The sequence below is a fragment of the bacterium 336/3 genome (assembly GCA_001281695.1).
Lineage (GTDB): Bacteria > Bacteroidota > Bacteroidia > Cytophagales > Thermonemataceae > Raineya.
In genome coordinates, this window is sequence record LJIE01000002.1 from 69,167 (window position 1) to 91,591 (window position 22,425).

Consider the following 22,425-nt stretch of genomic DNA (forward strand, 5'->3'; position numbering starts at 1 on the left):
CTGATATAAACATGAAAAAGCTATCTGTTATCTTATTTTTATTTTTGAGTATATCTTGCTTTGGGCAAGCTAATTTGTTACAATCAGGTCCTATGGTGGGCTATTCAGAAATGAGAGAAGTATTGCTTTGGGTACAAACCAAAAGTAGTGCAAAAGTAAAATTTGGTTATTGGGAAAAAGGTAGTCTCAACAAAAAGAGTTTTACAGAAGAGTTTACTACACAAAAATCTGAGGCTTTTACAGCTCGTTTGATTGCAGATTTGGTAGAACCTGGTAAAAAGTATGAATACGAATTGTATATCAATAATCAGAAAGTTACTCGTTCTTATCCTTTAGAATTTCAAACACAAACTATTTGGGCATTTCGTACAGAACCTCCTAATTTTAAATTTGTAGCTGGAAGTTGTTTTTATGTAAACGACCAACCTTACGATAGACCTGGTACACCTTATGGTAGTAATTATCAGATTTTCACGAAAATGTATGAGCAAAAGCCTGACTTTATGCTTTGGCTTGGTGATAATACTTACATGAGAGAAGCTGATTGGGGTACAAAAACAGGTATTCACTATCGTTATACACATACTCGTTCATTGCCTGAAGTTCAACCTCTTTTAGGTTCTGCACATCATTATGCAATTTGGGATGACCATGATTTTGGTTCTAACGATTCAGATGGTAGTTTCTCTAATAAAAATTTGACACTTGAAACATTCAAACTTTTTTGGGGGAATCCTAATTATGGAATTACAAATGATGACAAAGAAGGTATTACTGGCACTTTCATGTGGGGAGATATACAGTTTTTCTTATTAGATGATAGATTTTTCCGTACTGCTAACAGAAATTTCGCTACAGAAAGAGGTATTCTAGGCGAAGACCAAATCAAATGGCTCATCAATGCTTTAGCTAGTAGCCAAGCTTCATTTAAAATTATTGCTGTAGGCGGGCAATTTATTAGTGCCTCAAAAGAGAAAGAAAACTTTGCCAATTTCCCTGAAGAAAGACAGAAAATTATTGATGCCATTCAGAAAAACAAAGTATCTGGAGTAGTTTTTATGACTGGAGATAGACACTTTACAGAGCTTTCTAAATTAGAAACACCAAAAGCTCCTCCTATTTATGATATTACAGTATCTCCTCTTACTTCAGGAACACACAGCCCTGATAAAGAAACAAATTCTTTGAGAGTACCCAACACACTTGTAGTAGAACATAATTTTGCTGTTATTGAAGTAACAGGCAAACGCAAAGAAAGAGTAATGTCAATAAAGATTATCAATAAAGATGGAAAGGAACTTTGGAAGCAAGATATTAAAGAAGTAGATTTACAATTTCCTAAAAACTAAAAAAAGCCCTCTTCTGAGGGCTTTTTGTTTATAGTTTGAATACACCACTCCCATCATCTGTTTTAGCTGGAACAGTTTTTTTGACATTCACTAGAGCATTTTCTACCATTGAGGCTGTTTTAGCATCAAAAGAACTCAAAACTTTCTTCATATCAATACCATTAATAACAGCTACGGTACTTGCAATGGTCTCAGCTACAAGATTATAATCATCTAAAATAATCAATCTTTCACCTAAAATACCTTTCCAATACCCCAAAACTTCAGGGTCGTTGTTGTAAGAACCCTGATTGACATGAATATGAAATGCATGATAGCTTCTAAGTACTTCGTCTAATAATTGCTTGTCTGTCAGGTCATCTCCTTGTGCATAGCCCATTAAATCTTTGAGTTTGGCTTGTTGCAGTACATCCCAAGCCATTTCATCGCCAATGGTAAATACAAACGATTTTTGTCCACGTTTTTCGAAGCAATCACAAGAAGTATGTCTAGCACAAAATAGCCAAGCAAGCGTATAAGATTCTCTGTTTTGTCCACCTCCACCACCTTCTAGATAAATTTCAGTAAGCCACATATCCAACTCATCTGTACCAGATTCAAATTGTCCAATTTGGAGTGGAAACCTATCTGAAATATGGTCGCCAATTGCACCAAACAAAATTTGAGGGTGTTCTATTCCATGATCTATCATGGTATTCATCAAAGCTCCTAACTTTTCACGTACTAAAATTTCTGGAATTTTCCCCATACTACCTGTCACATCCAAAAAAACAGCCACTGAAAGAGATTCTGGGTGAATATCTGAATCTCTGCTTTCACGAAGTTTTACTCCAAAAGGAAGCATTTTATCGGAAGCAACTCCTTTTGAGTTATTAGTAAAAATGTCATTGACACTTGAGGAAGTACGGCTTGCTTTTAGATGATCATAAGCATCATCAGACCATTTAGTGTATCCCATAGTTTTAAAAATTAATAGTTTAATATTTTAAATATATCATTGATTTTAATCAGCTTTAATTTTTTATATTTCTAATGGATAAAATTTAGCTTTCCCAAAAAGGCTGTGTAATAGCTTTCTATAAGCATCAAAAGTTTCATAAGGCAATGAATGTGATTCTAATAAAAAATCTATTAAGTTGGGTGTATTCGTTTTTTTGAGTTTTACACCTGTTCCAGTTTTATCACCCAATAAATACAAAGCTGTTCGTTGAACAAGGGTCAAGTCTATATAAGGAATTGCTTTTTTTTCAGTAAATATAGAATTGGGATACCAGTTTAAATATTTATTGGAAATGGTTGATAACTTTTGATTAGTCTGTATCAAATGATAAAATGACAAAACAACAATTCCATGTGTTTTAGGAACAACAGCTATTGATTCTGGATTTAAACCTGCATGGCAAAAACCAACCTGATTAAGCCATGCCACAAACTCAAACAAACGGCTTGTAAGCCATGTAACATGTTTTTCAGGTAATAAAAGACCTGTCAGAGGAATAATATCTTCTTTATGATGTAACTCTAATTTATCACCTTTCCATTCTACGTTATCAGGTAAATACTTCCGAAAATGTTTTGAAGCCTCATCTTTAAGTTTTGTAAGTTTATCAAAATTTGCAAAAGATTTTTTTAATAAACTTTCATCCCCATTTAATATAATATGGTTAGGATTTATAATTTGCATTACTCCTCCATCATCCTTGATTTTCTGATATTTATCTAACTCCTCTTTATAGATATTAATTTTGATTACAGCTTCTGTTGCCTGTGGATGTGAGCATATATCAGGGTGCAGAACTTTCAAGTAATCAATGTATTGTTTCTTGAAAGTGAAGCGAGAAAAAATCTCGTTATAATGAGATGAATTTAGTATTTGATGTATAAGTGTCTCTGTGTTCATAACTTGCATTAATTTAGCCAAAACAGAAAAGAAAAACAAACTTTTAGGCAGAAAAATTGTAGTTTTAAAACCAAAAATATTCAAAGGTATTTCATGTCTTTTACATTATTAGAAAAGCTAACACAACAGCTTCAAAAAAGAGCTGAAGCTGGCAATTTAAGGTCTTTGAAACAACAAAGTACGCTCAAAGATTTTTGCTCAAACGATTATTTAGGGCTTGCTCGAAACGAAGAGTTAGAAAATATTATTCTCGAAAAAATCAAAATCCTGCCTCAACCTCATTTAGGGGCAACAGGCTCAAGACTTATTTCTGGAACACATCTTTATAATTTAGAATTAGAAAGTTATTTGGCAGGTTTGTTTGAGGCAGAGGCTTGTTTGGTTTTCAATTCGGGTTATCAGCTCAATTCTGCTATTCTTTCGACTATTCCACAAAAAGGTGATACAATTCTATGTGATGAACTCATCCATGCAAGCCTCAGAGAAGGAGCAAGATTGAGCCTTGCCAATAAGTTTTATTTTAACCATAGTGATTTAGAAGATTTAGAAAAGAAAATACAAAAAGCTACTGGTGAGGTTTTTGTAGTGATTGAAACTATCTATTCTATGGATGGAGATATTGCTCCCATTCCAGAAATCAAAAAAATATGTAAAAAATATAATGCTCATCTAATTGTAGATGAAGCTCATAGTACAGGATTTTATGGAGATAAAGGACAAGGCTATCTCGTTGAAAAAGAACTACATCAAGATATTTTTGCAAGAATTTATACTTTTGGAAAAGGCATTGGAGGGCATGGAGCTTGTGTTGTAGGGAGTAAAGTTCTTACTGATTATCTTATCAATTTTGCCAGAGCCTTCATTTATACAACAGCATTGCCTTTGTATAGCTTGGTACATATCCGAGAGGCTTTTGAATACATTACCCAAAACCCCACATTACCCCAAAATTTACATACTAAAATCAGTTTATTTAAAAATTTATTATCTGATTTTAAACATGATACAATTTTTTTAAAAGAAAGTATAAGCCCAATACAAATATTAAGAGTTGGAGGTAATGAAAGAACAAAGGCTTTTGCTCAAGAACTACAAACATTAGGTTTTGACATCAGGCCAGTACTCTCTCCCACAGTTAAATCTGGAGAAGAAATTTTAAGAATCTGCTTGCATATATTTAATAATGAGGAAGATATAAAACATTTAGCAAAAAATATTCGCCTCATTGCCTCCAAACTTATTTTATAAAACTCTTGGACTGATTTTTGAAAGGTTTCTTTGGCAGAGTTAAAAACTTTCTTTAGTTTTACGTTGCCGTATTTATTTTTGTTTGTCGGCACGACAAATGTTCATTAAAAACCAAATTCTCTACCAATGAAAAAAATCACAAAGGTTCTGACATTTGGCTTATTAGCATTTGCCTGTGTAAGCCCCTCTTTTGGGCAACTGGAAACCGCTAAAAGTGTTGTTACTACGCAAGTAGATGAAGAATTGAAGTCCTATGTTCCAGCTATTTATGACGATCTTATTATGGAACGTCTAAAGTGCTTGGAGAAGTCTGTGCCTCTTACTTACCACAATTCTGTTCGTAAGCAAATCGAACGTTTTATGGTAAAACAACGTGGACAGATGCAGTATTATCTGATGCGAAAGGATAGATACTTCCCTATTTTTGAGGAAGTTCTGGCAAAGTATGGCTTACCTGATGAGTTAAAATATCTTTCTGTTGTAGAATCTGCTCTTATTCCTAAAGCTCAGTCTTGGGCTTCAGCAGTGGGTTTATGGCAATTCATGCCTTTTACAGGCAGAGAGTATGGTTTGGCTCAGGATTTTTATGTAGATGAGCGTATTGACCCTTATAAATCTACAGAAGCTGCTGCTAAGTTTTTGAAGTTTTTGTATCAAAGATTTGGAGATTGGCATTTGGCTTTGGCTGCTTATAATTCAGGACCAGGCAGAGTTGATCAGGCTATCAGACGTTCTGGTGGCAAACGTACTTTTTGGGAGATTTATCCTTATTTACCCAATGAAACCAAAGCTTATGTACCCATTTTCATAGCTGTAAATTATGTCTTCAATTATCATCAAGACCATTTTACAGAAATGCCTAAAGAGGTATATACTCATATTCCTTCTGATACAATACAAGTAAATCAGTATGTAAATCTGAAAGAATTAGCCAAACAACTAGATGTTGATTTTGAAACTATTCAGATTTTAAATCCTCATCTTAAGAAAAATGTAGTTCCCAAACATTATAAAAACTATTCTGTACGCATTCCAAAAGAAAAAATGGAGTATTTTGCTGTAAACAGAGATAGTATCATGACCGAAGTAAAGAAAGGTTCTTATCAGCCTATTCCTTACCCTACATTTAAAAATCAGGAAGCGATGCTTGCTGCCAATACCAAAGGGAAGAAAAAAGTTACTCATACAGTACAACAAGGTGATTATCTGGCAGGTGTCGCAAAAACTTATAATGTTTCACAAACAGATTTGATGGCTTGGAATAAACTCCGCAACAAGAATTTATATACATCACAAAGATTAGTTTTGTGGGTAGAAGAACCCAAAGAAGAGAAAACTGAACAAGCAGAAGGACAGAATATTGCCAAAAATACTGAAAAAGAAGAAAATAAAGCAAGAACAGTAGAACCAACAAGCAATAAGACTCCTATCAAAACGGTTTCAAATCCTTCACAGGCTCAAATAGGTGCTGTTACAAAAACATCTGTAAAAAAACCCTTATTTTACACTGTAAAACAGGGTGATACACTTTGGAATATCAGCCAAAAATATCAAGGTTTATCTATTGAGAAAATCAAACAACTTAATCCTACTCTTAAAGGAACTAATCTTGTTACTGGTCAGAAAATCCGTGTTGGCTAATACAAATATTTCATTTCCAATATTTTGCCCTCTTTGGAGGGCTTTTTCTTTTAATCCTCAACCTATTTTAACATTCTTATTATTATGAGTTTAGCTATTTTGCAAACATTACAATCTCTTATAGATAAGCCTTTTCCTGAGCAAGCTCCTCCTGTACCCAGATGGATAGGTGGTATACTTAAAAAAATTGAAGAAGGATTTGCAGAAATGCATATCACAGTTCGCCCAGAAATGCTAAATCCATTAGGTTTATTGCATGGAGGCGTTCAATCCATGATTTTAGATGAAGTGATTGGTATGACTGTCGCTGCTATGGATAAGCCTTTTCCTGCTGTTTCTATCAGTCTGAACATGGAATTTATTGGCAAAGCCAAAGAAGGAGATACTATTGTTGCTATTGCAAAAAGTGTACGCAAAGGAAGACAAATCATCCAAATGGAAGGTGAAATAAGATTATTGGATGGCACATTAGTTTCTAAAGCTACTTCTAATATGCTAAATTTATTGCCCAAATAAATTTAGCTTTCAAGCATAAAAATTATTATTTTTGAACATTTATAAAACTGTAACTATCATGATGAAGTATTGCCTAAGCTTTATTTTTTCTTTCTGGAGTTTATGCACCTATTTTGATGTAAAAGGTCAAACAGCTACAAACGATAATATTATTTTGGACACTGCTTACAAATGGATACGTCCAGAGATGAATGTAGTTCAATTCTATCAAAAGCAATCTTTAGAAAATTTTTATAAAAGTTGGAAAAAAAGTAACTCTGAAAAAGTGGTAGTTGTGATGCTGGGCGATTCTCATTTACAGAATGGAGCATATCCAGACCAGCTAAAAAGACGTATGCATAAAACCCTTGGCAATGGTGGTGAGGGATTAATGTTTGCATTTTCAGCAGCTAATACCTATTCTAATATAAATTTTAAGCCTTCGCATAAAGGTACATGGGTTTATTCAAAAAGTTTTATGAATACCCTAAAACTACCTTTAGGTGTTTCAGGTATGTCTGTAAGAACAGATAAAGCCCCTGCCAGTTTGAGTTTTACACTAAAAAATGCTCCTACTATTTCTTACAATACATTAAAAATATTTTTCAAAAGAAGTCCACAAGCCTTTGACATTTCTTTAGATATTGATGGACAAATCATTGATGTTAAAGCTGATACGCTTGATAAAACGCCTTACATCACAGTACAAATCCCTGATGTAAAACAAAATATCACTTTAAATTTAGTTCGAAATCGTCCTGAACAAGCTTTTTTTGAGTTTTATGGTATAAGCTTAGAATCCGATAATAATAAAGGTGCTATTGTACACAATGGTGGTGTGGGTGCTGCTAAATATAATTCTGTATTACGTCAGGAATTATTTGAAGAACAACTTCCTCATTTTCAACCTGATTTAGTAATTATTGATTTTGGTACAAATGATTATTTAATGACTGACAGAATTGAATCAAATCTTGAAAATCAAATCAAAGAAGTTGTTAAAAAAGTACGCAAAGCAGCCCCTCAGGCAAGTATTTTGCTTACCACAGCCCAAGATTTATATTGGAGAAAAATCAATATAAAATCAGGTTTGGAGTTTTCAGAAATGATTCATCGTATAGCTTCCGAAAACAATTGTGCTGTTTATGATTGGTATTGGGTAGCTGGTGGACAAACTGTGATGAGAGATTGGGTAACCTCTAAGATTGCTCAAACTGATATGATTCATCTGAATGAAAAAGGTTATAGATTAAAGGGTGATATGCTTTTTGAGGCTCTCCAAAAAACAATCAACTGGATAGATTCTAACCCTACTCAAAACAAATTGGTATTACAAACAGATAGTTTAAAAGCTGGGCAAGCTCATTTACTTACCAAAAGAGTGTACGCTTATAATTATGTGGCTGTACAACCCAAACCACAGAAAAAGAAAGATTCTGTAGTTGCTATGCCTGTTTTAGTGGTAAAAAATGATAAAAACAACTCTACTACTGCAAAAAAAGTTATCAAACAAACTAAGACACACATAGTTGTTTATGGCGATACTCTTTATGGTTTAGCTCTTAAATATAGAGTTAGTGTTGAAAATTTGATGAAATGGAATGGGCTGGCCAGTAGCAATTTAAATATAGGCAAAGTCCTGATTGTAAAACCTTAATAGTTATTTTAATTTTATGCTCAATTCGACAGATTTCAGGAAAATGGCTCACCAAATAGCTGATTGGATGGCAGATTATTTGGAAAATGTAGAGCATTATCCCGTAAAATCGCAAGTGAAGCCTCGTGAAATCTATGAGGCTTTGTCCAATTTAATGCCTACTAATGGAGAAAATTTTCAGGAAATTTTACAAGATTTTCAAGAAATATTGATGAAGGGTATTACACACTGGCAAAGCCCTAATTTTTTTGCTTATTTTCCAGCTAATGCAAGCTATGAATCAGTTTTAGCAGAAATGATGACTGCGACCTTAGGAGCTCAATGTATGGTTTGGGAAACCTCACCTGCTGCTGCTGAGCTTGAAGAAAAAATGATGGAATGGTTGAAAGCAGCTTGTGGTTTACCAGAAAATTGGCATGGAGTTATTCAAGATACAGCTTCATCAGCAACCCTTTGTGCTTTGCTTTCAGCAAGAGAAGCCTATTCTGATTTCCAAATCAATCAAAAAGGTTTTGAAGGTTATACTAATTTTAGAATTTATACTTCTCAACAAACACATTCTTCTATTGAAAAAGCTGTAAAAATTGCAGGTTTTGGAAAAGAGAGTTTAGTCTATTTGCCTGTAGATGAAAAATTTGCCCTTATTCCAGAAGCATTAGAAAAAGCGATTGAAGAAGATATAAAAGCTGGCAAAACCCCTTTATGTGTGATAGCTTCATTGGGTACCACAGGCTCTACAGCTATAGATCCCCTTGAAAAAATCACAAAAATTAGTCAAAAACATAAAATTTGGCTACATGTAGATGCAGCCTATGCTGGAACAGCTACTTTATTACCTGAATATCGTTTTATGATTAAAGGTTTGGAACTAGCCGATAGTTATGTTTTCAATCCTCATAAATGGATGATGGTTAATTTTGATTGTACAGCTTATTATGTAAAAAGTAAGGAGATTTTAGTTCGTACATTTGAAATTCTGCCCGAATATCTCAAAACACAAGCAGATAGTCAGGTAAATAACTACAGAGATTGGGGTATTCCTTTAGGTAGAAGGTTTAGAGCTTTGAAATTATGGTTTGTATTGCGTAGTTATGGACTTCGAGATATTCAGAAAAAGCTTAGAGAGCATATCCAATTAGCTCAAGATTTAAAGAGAAAAATAGAACAACATCCTCAATTTGAGATACTTGCTCCTGTACAATTAAATTTAATTTGCTTCAGATACAAACCTTTAGGAAATATTTCAGAAGAGATATTAAATCAAATCAATGCAGATTTGCTCCAAAGAATCAACGCATCAGGGAAAGCATATTTAAGTCACACCAAACTCAATGGCAAATACACCATTCGTATGGTAATTGGACAAACGTATGTTTTACAAAAACATGTGGAAAATACATGGGAACTCATTCAACTATTGGCTCAAGAACAAAATACAATGCTTGAAGGTCAATCTTCTTAAATTATTATGAAAGTTTTAATCAAAGACGATATTAGATTACTTACTCATGAACTTCCTTTGATGGAGGCTTTCTATACCATACAAGGTGAAGGCTTCCATCAGGGTAAAGCTGCTTATTTTATCCGTTTAGGTGGATGTGATGTGGGATGTGTATGGTGTGATGTAAAAGAATCGTGGGATGCTGAAGCTCATCCTATTATATCAGTAGAAAATATTATAAAAGAAGCATTAAAGTACAAAGGAAGGCTTGCTGTCATCACTGGTGGAGAGCCTCTTATTTACAATTTAGATTATTTAACCAAAAAACTTAAAGAAGCAGGATTTCAAATCAATATTGAAACGTCTGGGGCATACCCTTTATCAGGGCATTGGGATTGGATTTGCTTTTCCCCAAAAAAATTTAAGCCTGCTCTCGATGAATTTACAGAAGTAGCTCACGAACTCAAAGTAGTACTTTACAATAAAAAAGATTTTGAATGGGCTGAAAGTTTTGCTAAAAAAATGAATAAAAGTGCTAAATTGTTCCTTCAACCAGAATGGAGCAAACAAAATGAACTTATGCCTCTAATTGTTGAGTATGTAAAGGAAAATCCTCATTGGCAAATTTCTTTACAAACACACAAATTCATGGATATTCCATAACAATAGCTATACTCTCAAAATATTTCCTTATGCTTCGCATTTATTTGATATTTTTTCTCTCTTTATTCATTTTGAGCAATCTATATGCCCAACAAGTTTATAGTACCAAAAATAAAACAGCTATAAAACTATATGAACAAGCCCAAGAAGAACTAAAAAGTGGTTATAAAGGCAATAAAAAGGAAAACAGATATGATGAGGCTATTGAACTTTTTGAAAAAGCTATCAAAAAAGATCCTAAATTCACAGAAGCTCACTTGGCTTTAGCTACTAATTATCAAATATTTGGCAAATACTATGATAAAATGCTCTATCATTACGAGCAAGCCGTAAAGAGCTCTCCAGATAGTAAAAAAGTCATGGGTGCATATTATACTTTGGCAGGAGAAAGTCTTAAACAAGGTAAATATGATGAAGCCAAGCAATATGCAGAAAAATTTCTCTCTTTTGGAGATGTTGCAGAAAACTATACAACTGAAGCTAAGAGAATTATTACTTCAACAAACTTTGCCAAAGAAAAAATGGCAAACCCACTGCCATTCAAACCAGTCTCTGTGAGTGATAAAATCAATAAAACTGGGCGTTTACAATATTTCCCTGTTCTTACAGCAGATCAAAACATGATATTCTTCACAGCCATTGGTCTTCCTAAAAAATCGTATAGTGAAGATATTTACATCAGTGTAAAAATGAATGGTGAATGGCAAGAACCAATGATGCTTTCCAATAGGATTAATAGTGTAGAAAACGAAGGTACTTGTAGTATTTCCGCTGACGGTAAATTATTGGTTTTTACATCTTGTTTGGGCCGAAAATCCTTTGGAAGTTGTGATTTGTATATCAGCAAACTCATTGGCGAAGAGTGGACAGAACCCATCAATATGGGAGAAAACATCAATTCTTCTCATTGGGAATCTCAACCATCCCTTTCTGCTGATGGAAATACTTTATATTTTATTTCTGATAAAAACAAACGTAGTGGAAAAGACATTTTTGTCAGTTATCGAAATGCTCAAGGTGAATGGTCTCCAGCAGAAGTTCTTCCTAATTCTATCAATACAAACAAAGATGAGTTTTCACCTTTTATTCATGCAAATGGGAAAACTTTATTTTTCTCTTCTAATGGACATATTGGTTTGGGAGGTTTAGATTTATTTTCTTCAGAATTAGACCGTAATCAGTGGAGTATACCCCAAAACTTGGGTTACCCTATCAATAACCATCTTGACCAAGTTTCTTTATTTGTTACAGCAGATGGTAAAAAAGGATATTATGCTGATGAGAAGAGAAATGGAAATTTAGATATTTCAGCAAATATTCTTGAGTTTGAGATGCCAGAACCTGTAACTGTAAAAATAAAAACACAGTATCTCAAAGGCAGGGTAATAGATGCCAAAACAAAACAATTATTGGAAGCAAATATAGACTTAATCAATCTTGCCAACAATAAAAAAGAGAGTTCTGTATTATCTGATAAATACAAAGGCACTTATTTACTTGTACTCAATGAACAAACAGAATATGCTTTAGAAGTTCATAAAAAAGGTTATGCCTTTAAAAGCCTTCGTTTTGATTATTCCAATAAAAAAGCTGATGATTTAAAACCCATTGAATTGGATATTTTATTAAATCCAATAGAAAAAGGGACAATCTTTGTATTGAATAATATCTTTTTTGATAGTGGTAAATGGGATGTAAGAGATAAGTCAAAATCTGAATTGGATGAACTTATTTTATTTATGCAAGATAACCCACAAGTACGTGGCGAAATATCTGGACACACAGATAATGTAGGTGAAAAGAAAGCAAATTTAGATTTATCGCTCAAAAGAGCCAAATCTGTTTATGATTATCTAATTAAGGGTGGAATCCCTGCTAATAGGCTTGTTTTCAAAGGCTATGGAGATTCTCAACCAACAGCCCCCAACGATACAGAAGAAAACAAACAATTAAATAGAAGAATCGAGTTTAAAATATTGTAGATTTCGTTTCAAACAATATGAATGTAGTTGCTTCATTTGCAAAAGAACATAATCGTATAGCGATTTCATTGATTATCATACTTTCTACATTATTAAGCACATTTGCTTTTGTTGCGGGCATGATTTGGTCTATGATGAACTATTCTTTATCAAAATATCTGATTGTAGTTGTTTCTATTGTAATGTTATTTTCTGCTTTCTACTACTACAAATATTCTTTAGGTTATTTTCAAAAAAAAATCGCAATTTTTATCCTTTATCAAGGTACAATCATTTTATTTTTTAATGGAGGTTTTGAGCAAATGCAAAATGCTGAAACACCCATAAATACTAAAAAATCCCCTGTTTTATTAGCAAGTATAGCCCATCCTATTCTTCAGGATACCCCTTTTCTTCGTAAGATTCTAAAAAAACATAAAAAATCTATCCGAATAATTATACAAAAAATTGCCTCTAAAAAGTGGGGGATTTTTGGCAGAACTTTATTGATGATACTTGTTTTGATAGTTTTGGCAGGTCTTGGTATTTTACTGGCTATGTTATCCTGTTCTTTACTTTGTGCTGGTTATGGTGTAGCTTCTGTAGCAGTTTTACTTGGAGGGGCTGGACTGATAACATGGTTGGGAATTATTATCATCAAAGCTATTTGGAAAAAATATCGAAAACCCAAAGTTATTTCTCAAAATATTCAATAAAATGCAACAAAAAGCCGTTATCAACCAAGATTTTTTAAGCATTATACTCAAACGTTTATGCCATGAACTCATTGAGAGTCATGAGGATTTCAACAATACAGTGTTATTGGGCATTCAACCCAAAGGTGTTTTTGTAGCCCAAAGAATAGAAAAAGAGTTGGAACAAATTACAGGCAAAAAAGTACCCCTTGGTTTTTTAGATATTACTTTTTTTAGGGACGATTTTAAAAAAAGAGAAAAACCTCTTTCTGCAAACTCTACACAAATTAATTTTCTGATTGAAGGTAAAAAAGTGATTCTGATTGATGATGTGCTTTATACAGGCAGAACAGTCAGGGCAGCCTTAGATGCTATGCTTGCCTTTGGCAGACCAGAAAGTGTCGATTTTTTGGTATTGATTGATAGAACTTACACTCGCAATCTACCTATTGAAGCCAAATATGTAGGCAAAGCTGTCAATACAATGGCTTCTGAGCGTGTAAAAGTAGAACTCAAAGAACAAGGACACGAACAAGATTGCATTTGGCTTGTAAAAAATACAGACTAATTATCAAAAAAATATTTGAATATTTCAAAGACTGCTTAATTTTGCTTATTCTTCTACTAAAAACATTAAAATAATTTCTAATATGGATTTCAGAATAGAAAAAGACACTATGGGTGAGGTACAAGTACCTGCTCATGTTTATTGGGGTGCTCAAACTGAACGTAGTCGTAATAATTTTAAAATAGGAGCAGAAGGCTCTATGCCTAGAGAAGTAATTTATGCTTTTGCTTACCTAAAAAAAGCTGCTGCTTTAGCTAATCATGAGTTAGGAGTTTTATCCAAAGAAAAAGCAGACATGATTGCTAGTGCTTGTGATGCAATTTTGGCAGGCAAGTTAGATGACCAATTTCCTTTGGTTATTTGGCAAACTGGTTCGGGTACACAATCAAACATGAATGTAAATGAAGTAGTTGCTTATTATGCTCATGTACAGTCAGGTGGTAACTTAGCTGATGAGAAAAAAGTTTTACACCCTAACGATGATGTAAACAAATCTCAGTCATCTAATGACACCTACCCTACTGCTATGCATATAGCAGCCTATAAAATGGCTGTAGATGTTACTATCCCAGGTATGGAATTACTTGCCAATACGCTTTCTAAAAAGGTAGAGGCTTTCAATGATATTGTAAAAACTGGTCGTACACACTTCATGGATGCTACTCCTCTTACTTTGGGACAAGAGTTTTCGGGTTATGTACAACAAATCAAAAATAGCATCAGAGCTATTAAGAACTCTTTAGAAATGGTCAAAGAGCTTGCTTTAGGTGGTACTGCCGTAGGTACTGGCTTGAATGCTCCCAAAGGTTATGATGTACTAGTTGCTAAAAAAATTGCAGAACTTACTGGTTATCCGTTTGTTACAGCACCCAATAAATTTGAAGCCTTGGCTGCACACGATGCAATGGTAGAGCTTTCTGGAGCATTGAAACGTTCAGCAGTAGCTTTGATGAAAATAGCCAACGATATTCGTATGCTATCTTCAGGACCTCGTTCTGGTATCGGAGAAATTATCATTCCTGATAACGAACCAGGTTCATCTATTATGCCAGGTAAAGTAAATCCGACTCAGCCTGAAGCACTTTCAATGGTTTGTTGTCAAGTAATAGGAAATGATGTAGCCGTTTCAATAGGTGGCTCAAATGGTCATTTTGAGTTGAATGTATTCAAACCATTGATAGCTTACAATGTACTCATGTCAGCTCGTTTATTGGGAGATGCTTGTGTATCATTTAATAACAAATGTGCAGAAGGTATTGAGCCAAATCACAGCATCATTCAGAAGCATTTAGAAAACTCTTTAATGCTTGTAACAGCTCTTAATCCTCATATTGGATACGAAAATGCTGCAAAAATTGCTAAAAAAGCTCACAAAGAAAACAAAACACTTCGTGAAGCTGCTATTGAACTTGGTTTGGTTACCAACGAGCAATTTGATGCTTGGGTAATACCTAAAAATATGGTTGGAAATCTTTAATTTCAAAGCCCTTTATTGCAAAAATAATAAAGGGCTTTATTTATATGCTTATTTTTATGGAAAGAAGAAAATTTGTAAAAAAGGCTCTTTATACTGCCACAGGGTTGGCAGTTGTGAGTGGAGGAGCAACTGGCTTTTTTCATTATCATTTTTCTGATAGAAACAATGCCAAAAGAGTTCTGAATTTTAGCAATTTGCAAGAAGCTTTGAACGAATTAGATAAAATTGAAAAAGCTGCTGAACTTCAAATTGCAGGCGATTGGTCTTTGTATCAGAATCTTATTCATTGTACACAAAGTATAGAGTTTTCCCTATTGGGTTACCCTGAAAACAAACCAAAGTTATTTCAGAATACTATCGGAAAGTTGGTTTTTCATAAATTTGAAGGACAAGGCTATATGCGACACAATCGGAATGAACCCATTCCCAAAGCTCCTGAAATTATCAAGAATGGGGATATCAAAGAAGCTTTTACAAAACTTCGTAAAACTATTTCCGATTTCGAGAAATTTCAAGGAAATTTAGCTCCTCATTTTGCTTATGGTGTGCTTACCAAAGCAGAATATACAAAAGCTCACGCATTTCATTTAGCTGACCATTTTTCAGCTATGGATTACAAAATTTAACACATTCATTCATGTTATTAGACAGCCAGCAAAAAAATTATATTAAGTTTTTACCCTTTGCACTGATTTATGGGGTGCATTTGGTTGGAGCATTCAATGATGTCATGGAAATAGATGCAGCTCAATATGCTGCTATTTCTTGGGAGATGTCAGAGACAAACAACTTTTTAGAAACGAGACAACGAGGGGCAGACTATTTGGACAAACCCCCTTTGTTATTCTGGATTTCAAGCATCAGTTTTAAGCTTTTTGGTTATAATAATTTTGCCTATCGCTTCATTCCTACATTGCTTTCATTTTTAGGGGCTTATGCTACTTTTAAACTTGCAAGAATTTATTATAGTTATCAGGTAGCCTATTTATCAGCACTTTTATTAGCTTCTTGTCAAGCTGTATTCTTGATGAATCAGGATTTACGAACTGACAATATGCTTACTACATTTGTAGTCTTTTCTATCTGGCAATTAGCTGCTTATTTTCAAAGTAAAAAATGGCTTTATTTGATAGGTGGTTTTGTAGGAGTTGGGCTAGCCATGCTTTCCAAAGGCCCTATTGGGCTTGTAATACCAATTTTGGCGTTTGCCAGCGATTTTGCAGCAAAACGCCAATGGGCAAATTTTTTCAAATGGCAGTATTTGGTGGGTTTGGTAGTGTTGGGCTTGGTTTTGTTGCCCATGAGCATTGGTTTGTATCAACAATTTGATTTGCATCCCGAAAAAACGGTTAATAGCCTCACCAATGTTTCAGGATTAAAGTTTTTTTATTGGACTCAAAGTTTTGGAAGAATTACAGGCGAAAATGTTTGGAGTAACAATCCTGACCCATTTTTTTTAGTACATACTACACTATGGAGTTTTCTGCCTTGGTCGTTTTTCTTGGTGATAGCGTTTATTTGCGAAACTCGAGATATTTTTAAAAATAAATTCAAGAAATTAGAAGAAAACAAAGAAATTTTACTTTGGGCTGGGTTTACACTTACTTTTATTGCTCTTTCACGTTCCAAATATCAGTTAAACCATTATATCTATGTGGTTTATCCTTTTGGAGCCATCATGACTGCCAAATGGATTGAAAAAATGGTCTTATGGTCTAAAAAGTGGCTAAATTTCTTCAATATTTGGTTAAACTTTCAAATCATTTTGCTCATATTTTTAGCTGGCGTACTCGGATTTTGGTGTTTCCCTATCGAAAATTGGTGGGTAAGTGCTTTAATCATTACTTTTTTTGGATTTGCTCTTTATACTTCTGTAAAAAGTAAAAACCTCATTGAGAAATTCGTTTTACCCTCCTTTTTTGCTATTTTAGCTGTCAATACACTGATGAATGGTTGGGTATATCCTTACTTACTTGATAATTTTCAAACAGAATCCATTGTCATGAAAGACATCAAAAAAAGCCCAGAGTTAGTCAATTTAGATAACTTTTATATTGTATCAGGCGATTTGATGGGAAATACGCCTGATTTCTATGCTCAAAGAGTAGTCAAGCATGTAGGTACATTGGATGAAATTCCCAATAAAAGCAAGGTTTGGATTTTCTGTGACGATAATTTTTATCAAAATACACTCAGGAAAGCAACCAATGTTCAAGTATTAGAAAAAGAAATATATAACGATTTTCATATTTCGGTACTCACCCCCGAATTCTTAAACCCGAATACACGAAACCAGTATACCAAAAAGACTTATCTGTTAAATATCATTAAAAACTAAATTTAAAGAAGTATGTCTTTCAGTGAGTATTTAGCCAAAATGGCAGGATTAAACGACCCTGTTACCTATGCAATTCCTCTTTTTATTATTGCCGTTTTGGTTGAGCTTTTTATTGATGTAAAGGAAAAACTCCAAGTTTATCATAAGACAGAAGCTTGGGCTTCCATTGCAATGGGGGCTGGCTCAGTGGTGATTAATTTATTCACCAAATTTATGTACTTTGTGTTGTTTAGTTATATCTACGAAAATTGGGCTTTCTGGCAATTGGGGGTTGTTTGGTGGGTATGGCTCATTGCTTTTTTTGCTGACGATTTTTCATTTTATTGGCATCATAGATTAAGCCATGAAATCCGAATTTTGTGGGCTGCTCATTCCAATCATCATTCTTCACAAGATTATAATTTGGCAGTTGCCTTACGCCAAAGTTGGACAGAAGGCATTTATAAGTTTTTCTTCTATGCTTGGATGCCTTTGGTTGGCATTCATCCAATCATAATTTTTACGCTCGCTTCCATTAGTTTAATCTATCAGTTTTTTTTGCATACACAGGTCGTAAAAAAACTTGGTTTTTTAGAGTGGTTTATGAATACGCCTTCGCATCACAGGGTGCATCATGGAACAAATTTGCAGTATTTGGACAGAAACCATGCTGGTATTCTGATTATTTGGGATAGGCTTTTTGGCACTTTTGAACCTGAAAAAGAGAAAGTTATTTATGGTCTTACCAAAAACATTGAAACCAGCAACCCTATCAGAATTGCCACAGCAGAATTTGAAAGCATTGCCAAAGATCTTCAAAAAGCACATAAATGGTCTGATAAAATTAAGTATTTACTCAAACCACCAGGTTGGAGTCATGATGGTTCAACCAAAACGACCAAAGATTTACAAAATTAAAAGCCTTACTAAGTAAGGCTTTTTTATAATTCAACTTTTTCTGTCGGACTTGTTGGATGATATTTTTTAGGGGCATACAAAAATCCAAAGGCTTCTGCTCCATCTTTGCCCAAATGTTTGTGATGAACCTTGTGAGCTCTAATCATTCTACGCAGGTATGGGCTTTTAGCAATAAACTTAATCTTTACTCTTCTGTGTACCAATATATCGTGAAATAGAACATAGAAAATTCCATATCCCAAAATTCCGAAGCCTACCCATTTCAAAAATGCTAATTGTGCAAACTCAAAACCTACAATAATTGTAGCCATCGAAGGTACACTAAAAACAACTGCAAAAAGATCATTTCTTTCAAAAAAACCATGTCTGGGACTGTGGTGCGATTTGTGCCATGACCATAAAAAACCATGCATAATATATTTGTGTGTAAACCAAGCTGCTCCCTCCATTAAGAAAAAAGTAGCAACCATCAAAAATATATTGAAAGCTAATTCCATATTTTATTTAAAATTGTTCTATTACTTCTTTTACTTGTTCCATCAACCACATAGGAGTGGAAGTTGCCCCACAAATTCCTATAGTTTCATTTTTACCAAACCATTCTTGTTTAATATCGTCAGGGTTTGAAACAAAATAAGTGTTCGGATTGGTTTGTTTGCAGACTTCATATAAAACCTTTCCGTTAGATGATTTTGTGCCTGCTACAAAGATAATTTTATCGTAAAATTGTGCAAAATCTCTTAATTCAGTATCTCTGTTTGATACTTGTCTACAAATAGTATCATTGGCATCTACTTCAATTCCTTCTTGTTCTAATTTTTCTTTGATTTCGTAGAATTTATCTGTACTCTTAGTAGTTTGACTATAAAGAGTAAGTTTTGAAGGTAGTTTATCGACTTCCAACTCTGTAATATCCTGAAAGACAAAAGCATTGTTATTAGTTTGCCCTAGAAGACCTATAATTTCTGCATGACCATGTTTACCATAAATATAAATACTCTCATTTTTATCGTAAGAGTTTTTGATACGGTTTTGGAGTTTTAATACAACTGGACACGAAGCATCTATCAATTCAAGGTTATTTTCTAATGCTAACTCATAAGTAGAAGGAGGCTCTCCATGAGCTCTAATTAATACTTTTTCGTTTTGGAGTTCTTTAAGATATTCGTGATTGATAATTTTCAAACCTTTGTTTTGTAATCTTTTTACTTCTTCATCATTATGCACTATATCCCCAAGGCAATATAATTTACCCTCTTGTTCCAGAATATCTTCTGCCATTTCGATGGCATACACTACACCAAAACAAAAGCCCGAATGTTTATCTATAGTAACTTGGAGATTAAGCATATTATAAAATGAGTTTGCACAATATACTCAAAAACTCAAACAATTGTTTAAAAAAAATACGAAAAAATTTTGTTAAGATTTTATGAAATTAAAAAGTGATAGCTTTTGGCTACCACTTTAATCTTACATATTTCTTATCATTTTAAGTTGATTTTTCAGTGTTTTTAACTGATTCTCAGCTTGTTTTATTTTATCTTCAAAACTATTTCTAAAGGCATCACCTTTTTTAGAATCTGCAAAGAATCCTAAGTTATTATTAAGTGTAGCCAGTTCATCTTCTAGTTGTGAGATTCTCTTACGAATTTGCTGTTCTTTTTTAGCAAGGTCTTTTCCTCCCTTACCACTCAAATTAGCCCATTTCAGCTCAATAAGTAGGTCTAAAGCATCTTGGTCTTGCTGTGCAAGATGAGTCGATTTTTCAGCAAGTGACTTTAAAGAAGCATAAAACCTATCTTTTATTTTTATCATTTGTTTACGAGGGACAAAACCAACTGCATTCCACTCTGTAATGGCTTGATCTGCAAGCGATTCTATATCCATATTTGCCAAATCGGCAGAAGAATACCCTTTTAATCTTTCGCAAAGAGCGTTTTTCTTATCGTAATTTTCTTTTTCTTCTTTATCTTTTACAGCAAATTGCTCTCTTCTTTTTGCAAAAAAGCCATCTAGGATAGTTCTGAATTTCTCAAAAATCTGTTCTTTTTGTTTTTCAGGAACTGCACCTATTTCTTTCCACTGTTCTTGTAATTTTTTAAGCTCCTCAGCAATATTTTCTATATTATCTGAATCTGCACTAGCAATCAAGTCTTCTGCTTTTTGGCATAGAGTAAGTTTAGCTTGTAAATTTATCTCTCTTGAGTCATCCAAACCTTTAAAAAACTCTGATTTATTGCGGAAAAACACTTTAAAACTATTCCAAAACTGCTTGGTAATTTCTTTAGATTTCTCAAGTGGCACTTGTCCAATAGCCTCCCATTCTTTTTGGATAGCTAAAAGTTCTTGTGTTGCATTTTGCCAATTTTTAATTTTTTCACCTTTGAATTCTTCAAAAGGGCGTACTTTTTCACAAAGAGCAGTCTTTTTAGCTAAATTTTCATTCATTTCAGCTTTTAGATTCTCTGTCATGTTCTTTTTACGCTCATAAATTACATCCGAAGCATCTTTAAAGCGTTTCCAAACATTTTCCTGCTCTTCTTTATTTCCAACAGGACCAATATGTTTGAATTCATCATGTAGCTCATTAAGTTGCTTAATAGCATCTTTCATAGAAGACAATTGTGCCAGCTTTTCAGCTTTTTCGCAGATTATGAGTTTTGCTTCTAAATTTCTCTTACGATCTAAATCTTTGAGTTCGTTATATAAGCCCAAACGATTATAATAAATTTCCATGAGAGCATTATAACTTGCCCACAAAGCTTTTGCATTAGCTTTGGGAACAGATCCTATTTTTTTCCACTCTTGTTGTAAATCACGAACCTGCTTATGAGTCTGCTCACTTTCTTCTTCTGCATTGACAAGAGATCTCAATTTCTCTATAATTTCTGTTTTCAGATCGAAATTTTTCTTTAAGGTCTTCTCTATTTGTTCTTGAAGAGCTGTTCTTTGTTTTTTGACAAAGCTATATGTTTGGTAAAATTTAGCTTCTGTTGCCTCTTGTTTATATGTAAAGCCATCTTCATCTCCTCCTTCAGCCAAATATTTTTGAAGAGCTTCTTCTTTAGAGTGTGCAACCAAATTATCAAAATGAGGTTTTATTTGCCTGAACAATCTGAACGCCTCATCGATTTGTTCAGGAGTCAAAGATTTTTCCTGATATTTTGTAGTTAGTTGAACAATTTGTTCTTTTGAGTAATGGGAGTAATCTTCGTGTTGCTCCTCTTGCTCTGAAATATGGCTTTCAGATGCCGATGTTACCACCTCTTCAGGGTTACCAAGTACATTTTCTTCTTCCATCATACAAAATCGAATTACCAAATGAAAATTAAAACAACCTAAATATATATAGGTTGGCAAAGATAGTTTTTTTTCAAAAAAAAGGATAGTTTGTTACAAAAAAACTTATCAAGAGAAAAATTTATAGTTTTATTGCGTTTTTTTTTATACTCTTGCAAAAGACTTTGTCTTATTTTTTTATAGTTCATTCTTATTCATAAACGCATGTTTTTACTCAAGGTTTTAGGCAAATTTTTATTGTTTTTTTCTGGTTGGAAAATTAAAGGCAGGCTCCCACAAAACGTTAAAAAAACAGTTATGATAGCAGCTCCCCATACAAGTAATTGGGATTTTTTCTATACAATGGTTATCTTTTCTGCTTTGGGAGTTCGAGTTCGTTTTTTGGGCAAAAAAAGTCTTTTTAAATTTCCTTTAGGTTTTTTAATGAAGTTTTTTGGAGGTATTCCTATTGACAGATCTCAAAATAATAATTTTGTAAGTACAGCAGCAGGTATGATTCAGCAGGCAGAAGAGATGATTTTATTAGTACCTGTAGAAGGTACAAGAGGTTATACAGAACAATGGAAATCAGGATTTTATTATATTGCTCAAGAAGCAGGCGTTCCTGTTAGTTTAGGATACCTTGATTATGGAAAAAAAGAAGGTGGTTTTTTACCTGATTTATTTCATCCTACAGGAAATTATGTAGAAGATGTAGAAAAAATACAACTCATGTATAAAGATATACAAGGTAAATATCCTCAAAACTCTACTTTATATAAAAAATTTGGTAGTAAAACCATGATTTGGTAG

Annotated in this window: 18 protein-coding genes and 2 pseudogenes; 15 read left to right on the plus strand and 5 right to left on the minus strand. The window is 33.6% G+C overall.

Features of this window, described 5'->3' with window-relative positions:
• Positions 1-11 precede the first annotated feature (11 nt).
• Positions 12-1,349 carry a phosphodiesterase gene (locus AD998_19545; GenBank protein ID KOY84646.1) on the plus strand — a complete coding sequence of 446 codons (1,338 nt, stop codon included), beginning with the start codon at positions 12-14 and terminating at the stop codon, positions 1,347-1,349.
• Between the two features lie 28 nt (positions 1,350-1,377).
• Here the strand turns inward: AD998_19545 and AD998_19550 are convergent, their stop codons facing one another.
• Both AD998_19550 and AD998_19555 read right to left on the minus strand, forming a co-directional pair.
• Positions 1,378-2,307 (minus strand): hypothetical protein, encoded by a 930-nt coding sequence (locus AD998_19550; protein KOY84647.1) that lies wholly within the window; start codon positions 2,305-2,307, stop codon positions 1,378-1,380.
• Positions 2,308-2,370: 63 nt separating this feature from the next.
• Positions 2,371-3,333 (minus strand): hypothetical protein, encoded by a 963-nt coding sequence (locus AD998_19555; GenBank protein ID KOY84648.1) that lies wholly within the window; start codon positions 3,331-3,333, stop codon positions 2,371-2,373.
• A gap of 9 nt (positions 3,334-3,342) precedes the next feature.
• On the opposite strand from AD998_19555, the gene AD998_19560 reads away from it, so the two are divergent.
• From AD998_19560 to AD998_19620, 13 genes and pseudogenes are all read left to right on the plus strand, one after another.
• Positions 3,343-4,497, plus strand: a complete 1,155-nt coding sequence (locus tag AD998_19560; GenBank protein ID KOY84649.1) for a hypothetical protein — start codon at positions 3,343-3,345, stop codon at positions 4,495-4,497.
• 1,461 nt (positions 4,498-5,958) lie between these two features.
• Positions 5,959-6,138 carry a hypothetical protein gene (locus AD998_19565; protein KOY84737.1) on the plus strand — a complete coding sequence of 60 codons (180 nt, stop codon included), beginning with the start codon at positions 5,959-5,961 and terminating at the stop codon, positions 6,136-6,138.
• 96 nt (positions 6,139-6,234) lie between these two features.
• The gene (locus AD998_19570; GenBank protein KOY84738.1) at positions 6,235-6,654 is read left to right on the plus strand and encodes a thioesterase; all 420 of its coding nucleotides are present in this window, start codon (positions 6,235-6,237) and stop codon (positions 6,652-6,654) included.
• 160 nt (positions 6,655-6,814) lie between these two features.
• Positions 6,815-8,290 (plus strand): annotated as a pseudogene (locus AD998_19575) (hypothetical protein).
• Positions 8,291-8,306: 16 nt separating this feature from the next.
• Positions 8,307-9,752: an amino acid decarboxylase gene (locus AD998_19580; GenBank protein KOY84650.1), complete on the plus strand. Its 1,446-nt coding sequence runs from the start codon at positions 8,307-8,309 to the stop codon at positions 9,750-9,752.
• Between the two features lie 6 nt (positions 9,753-9,758).
• Complete coding sequence (locus tag AD998_19585) at positions 9,759-10,394, plus strand: 7-carboxy-7-deazaguanine synthase (GenBank protein KOY84651.1); 636 nt, start codon at positions 9,759-9,761, stop codon at positions 10,392-10,394.
• A gap of 29 nt (positions 10,395-10,423) precedes the next feature.
• Positions 10,424-12,376: a hypothetical protein gene (locus tag AD998_19590; GenBank protein ID KOY84652.1), complete on the plus strand. Its 1,953-nt coding sequence runs from the start codon at positions 10,424-10,426 to the stop codon at positions 12,374-12,376.
• 17 nt (positions 12,377-12,393) lie between these two features.
• Positions 12,394-13,071: a hypothetical protein gene (locus AD998_19595; protein KOY84653.1), complete on the plus strand. Its 678-nt coding sequence runs from the start codon at positions 12,394-12,396 to the stop codon at positions 13,069-13,071.
• A 1-nt stretch (position 13,072) separates the two neighbouring features.
• Positions 13,073-13,618 (plus strand): PyrR protein, encoded by a 546-nt coding sequence (locus AD998_19600; GenBank protein ID KOY84654.1) that lies wholly within the window; start codon positions 13,073-13,075, stop codon positions 13,616-13,618.
• 82 nt (positions 13,619-13,700) lie between these two features.
• The gene (fumC, locus tag AD998_19605; protein ID KOY84655.1) at positions 13,701-15,095 is read left to right on the plus strand and encodes a fumarate hydratase; all 1,395 of its coding nucleotides are present in this window, start codon (positions 13,701-13,703) and stop codon (positions 15,093-15,095) included.
• 113 nt (positions 15,096-15,208) lie between these two features.
• The gene (locus AD998_19610; GenBank protein ID KOY84739.1) at positions 15,209-15,721 is read left to right on the plus strand and encodes a hypothetical protein; all 513 of its coding nucleotides are present in this window, start codon (positions 15,209-15,211) and stop codon (positions 15,719-15,721) included.
• Between the two features lie 11 nt (positions 15,722-15,732).
• Complete coding sequence (locus AD998_19615; protein ID KOY84656.1) at positions 15,733-17,433, plus strand: hypothetical protein; 1,701 nt, start codon at positions 15,733-15,735, stop codon at positions 17,431-17,433.
• Between the two features lie 39 nt (positions 17,434-17,472).
• Entirely contained in the window at positions 17,473-18,330 is an 858-nt protein-coding gene (locus tag AD998_19620) for a C-5 sterol desaturase (protein KOY84740.1), read from the plus strand.
• A gap of 23 nt (positions 18,331-18,353) precedes the next feature.
• Here the strand turns inward: AD998_19620 and AD998_19625 are convergent, their stop codons facing one another.
• From AD998_19625 to AD998_19635, 3 genes and pseudogenes are all read right to left on the minus strand, one after another.
• Complete coding sequence (locus tag AD998_19625) at positions 18,354-18,827, minus strand: beta-carotene hydroxylase (protein KOY84657.1); 474 nt, start codon at positions 18,825-18,827, stop codon at positions 18,354-18,356.
• A gap of 7 nt (positions 18,828-18,834) precedes the next feature.
• Entirely contained in the window at positions 18,835-19,680 is an 846-nt protein-coding gene (locus AD998_19630; protein ID KOY84658.1) for a 4-hydroxy-3-methylbut-2-enyl diphosphate reductase, read from the minus strand.
• Positions 19,681-19,803: 123 nt separating this feature from the next.
• Positions 19,804-21,564 (minus strand): annotated as a pseudogene (locus tag AD998_19635) (hypothetical protein).
• A 273-nt stretch (positions 21,565-21,837) separates the two neighbouring features.
• On the opposite strand from AD998_19635, the gene AD998_19640 reads away from it, so the two are divergent.
• Positions 21,838-22,425: a hypothetical protein gene (locus AD998_19640; protein KOY84659.1), complete on the plus strand. Its 588-nt coding sequence runs from the start codon at positions 21,838-21,840 to the stop codon at positions 22,423-22,425.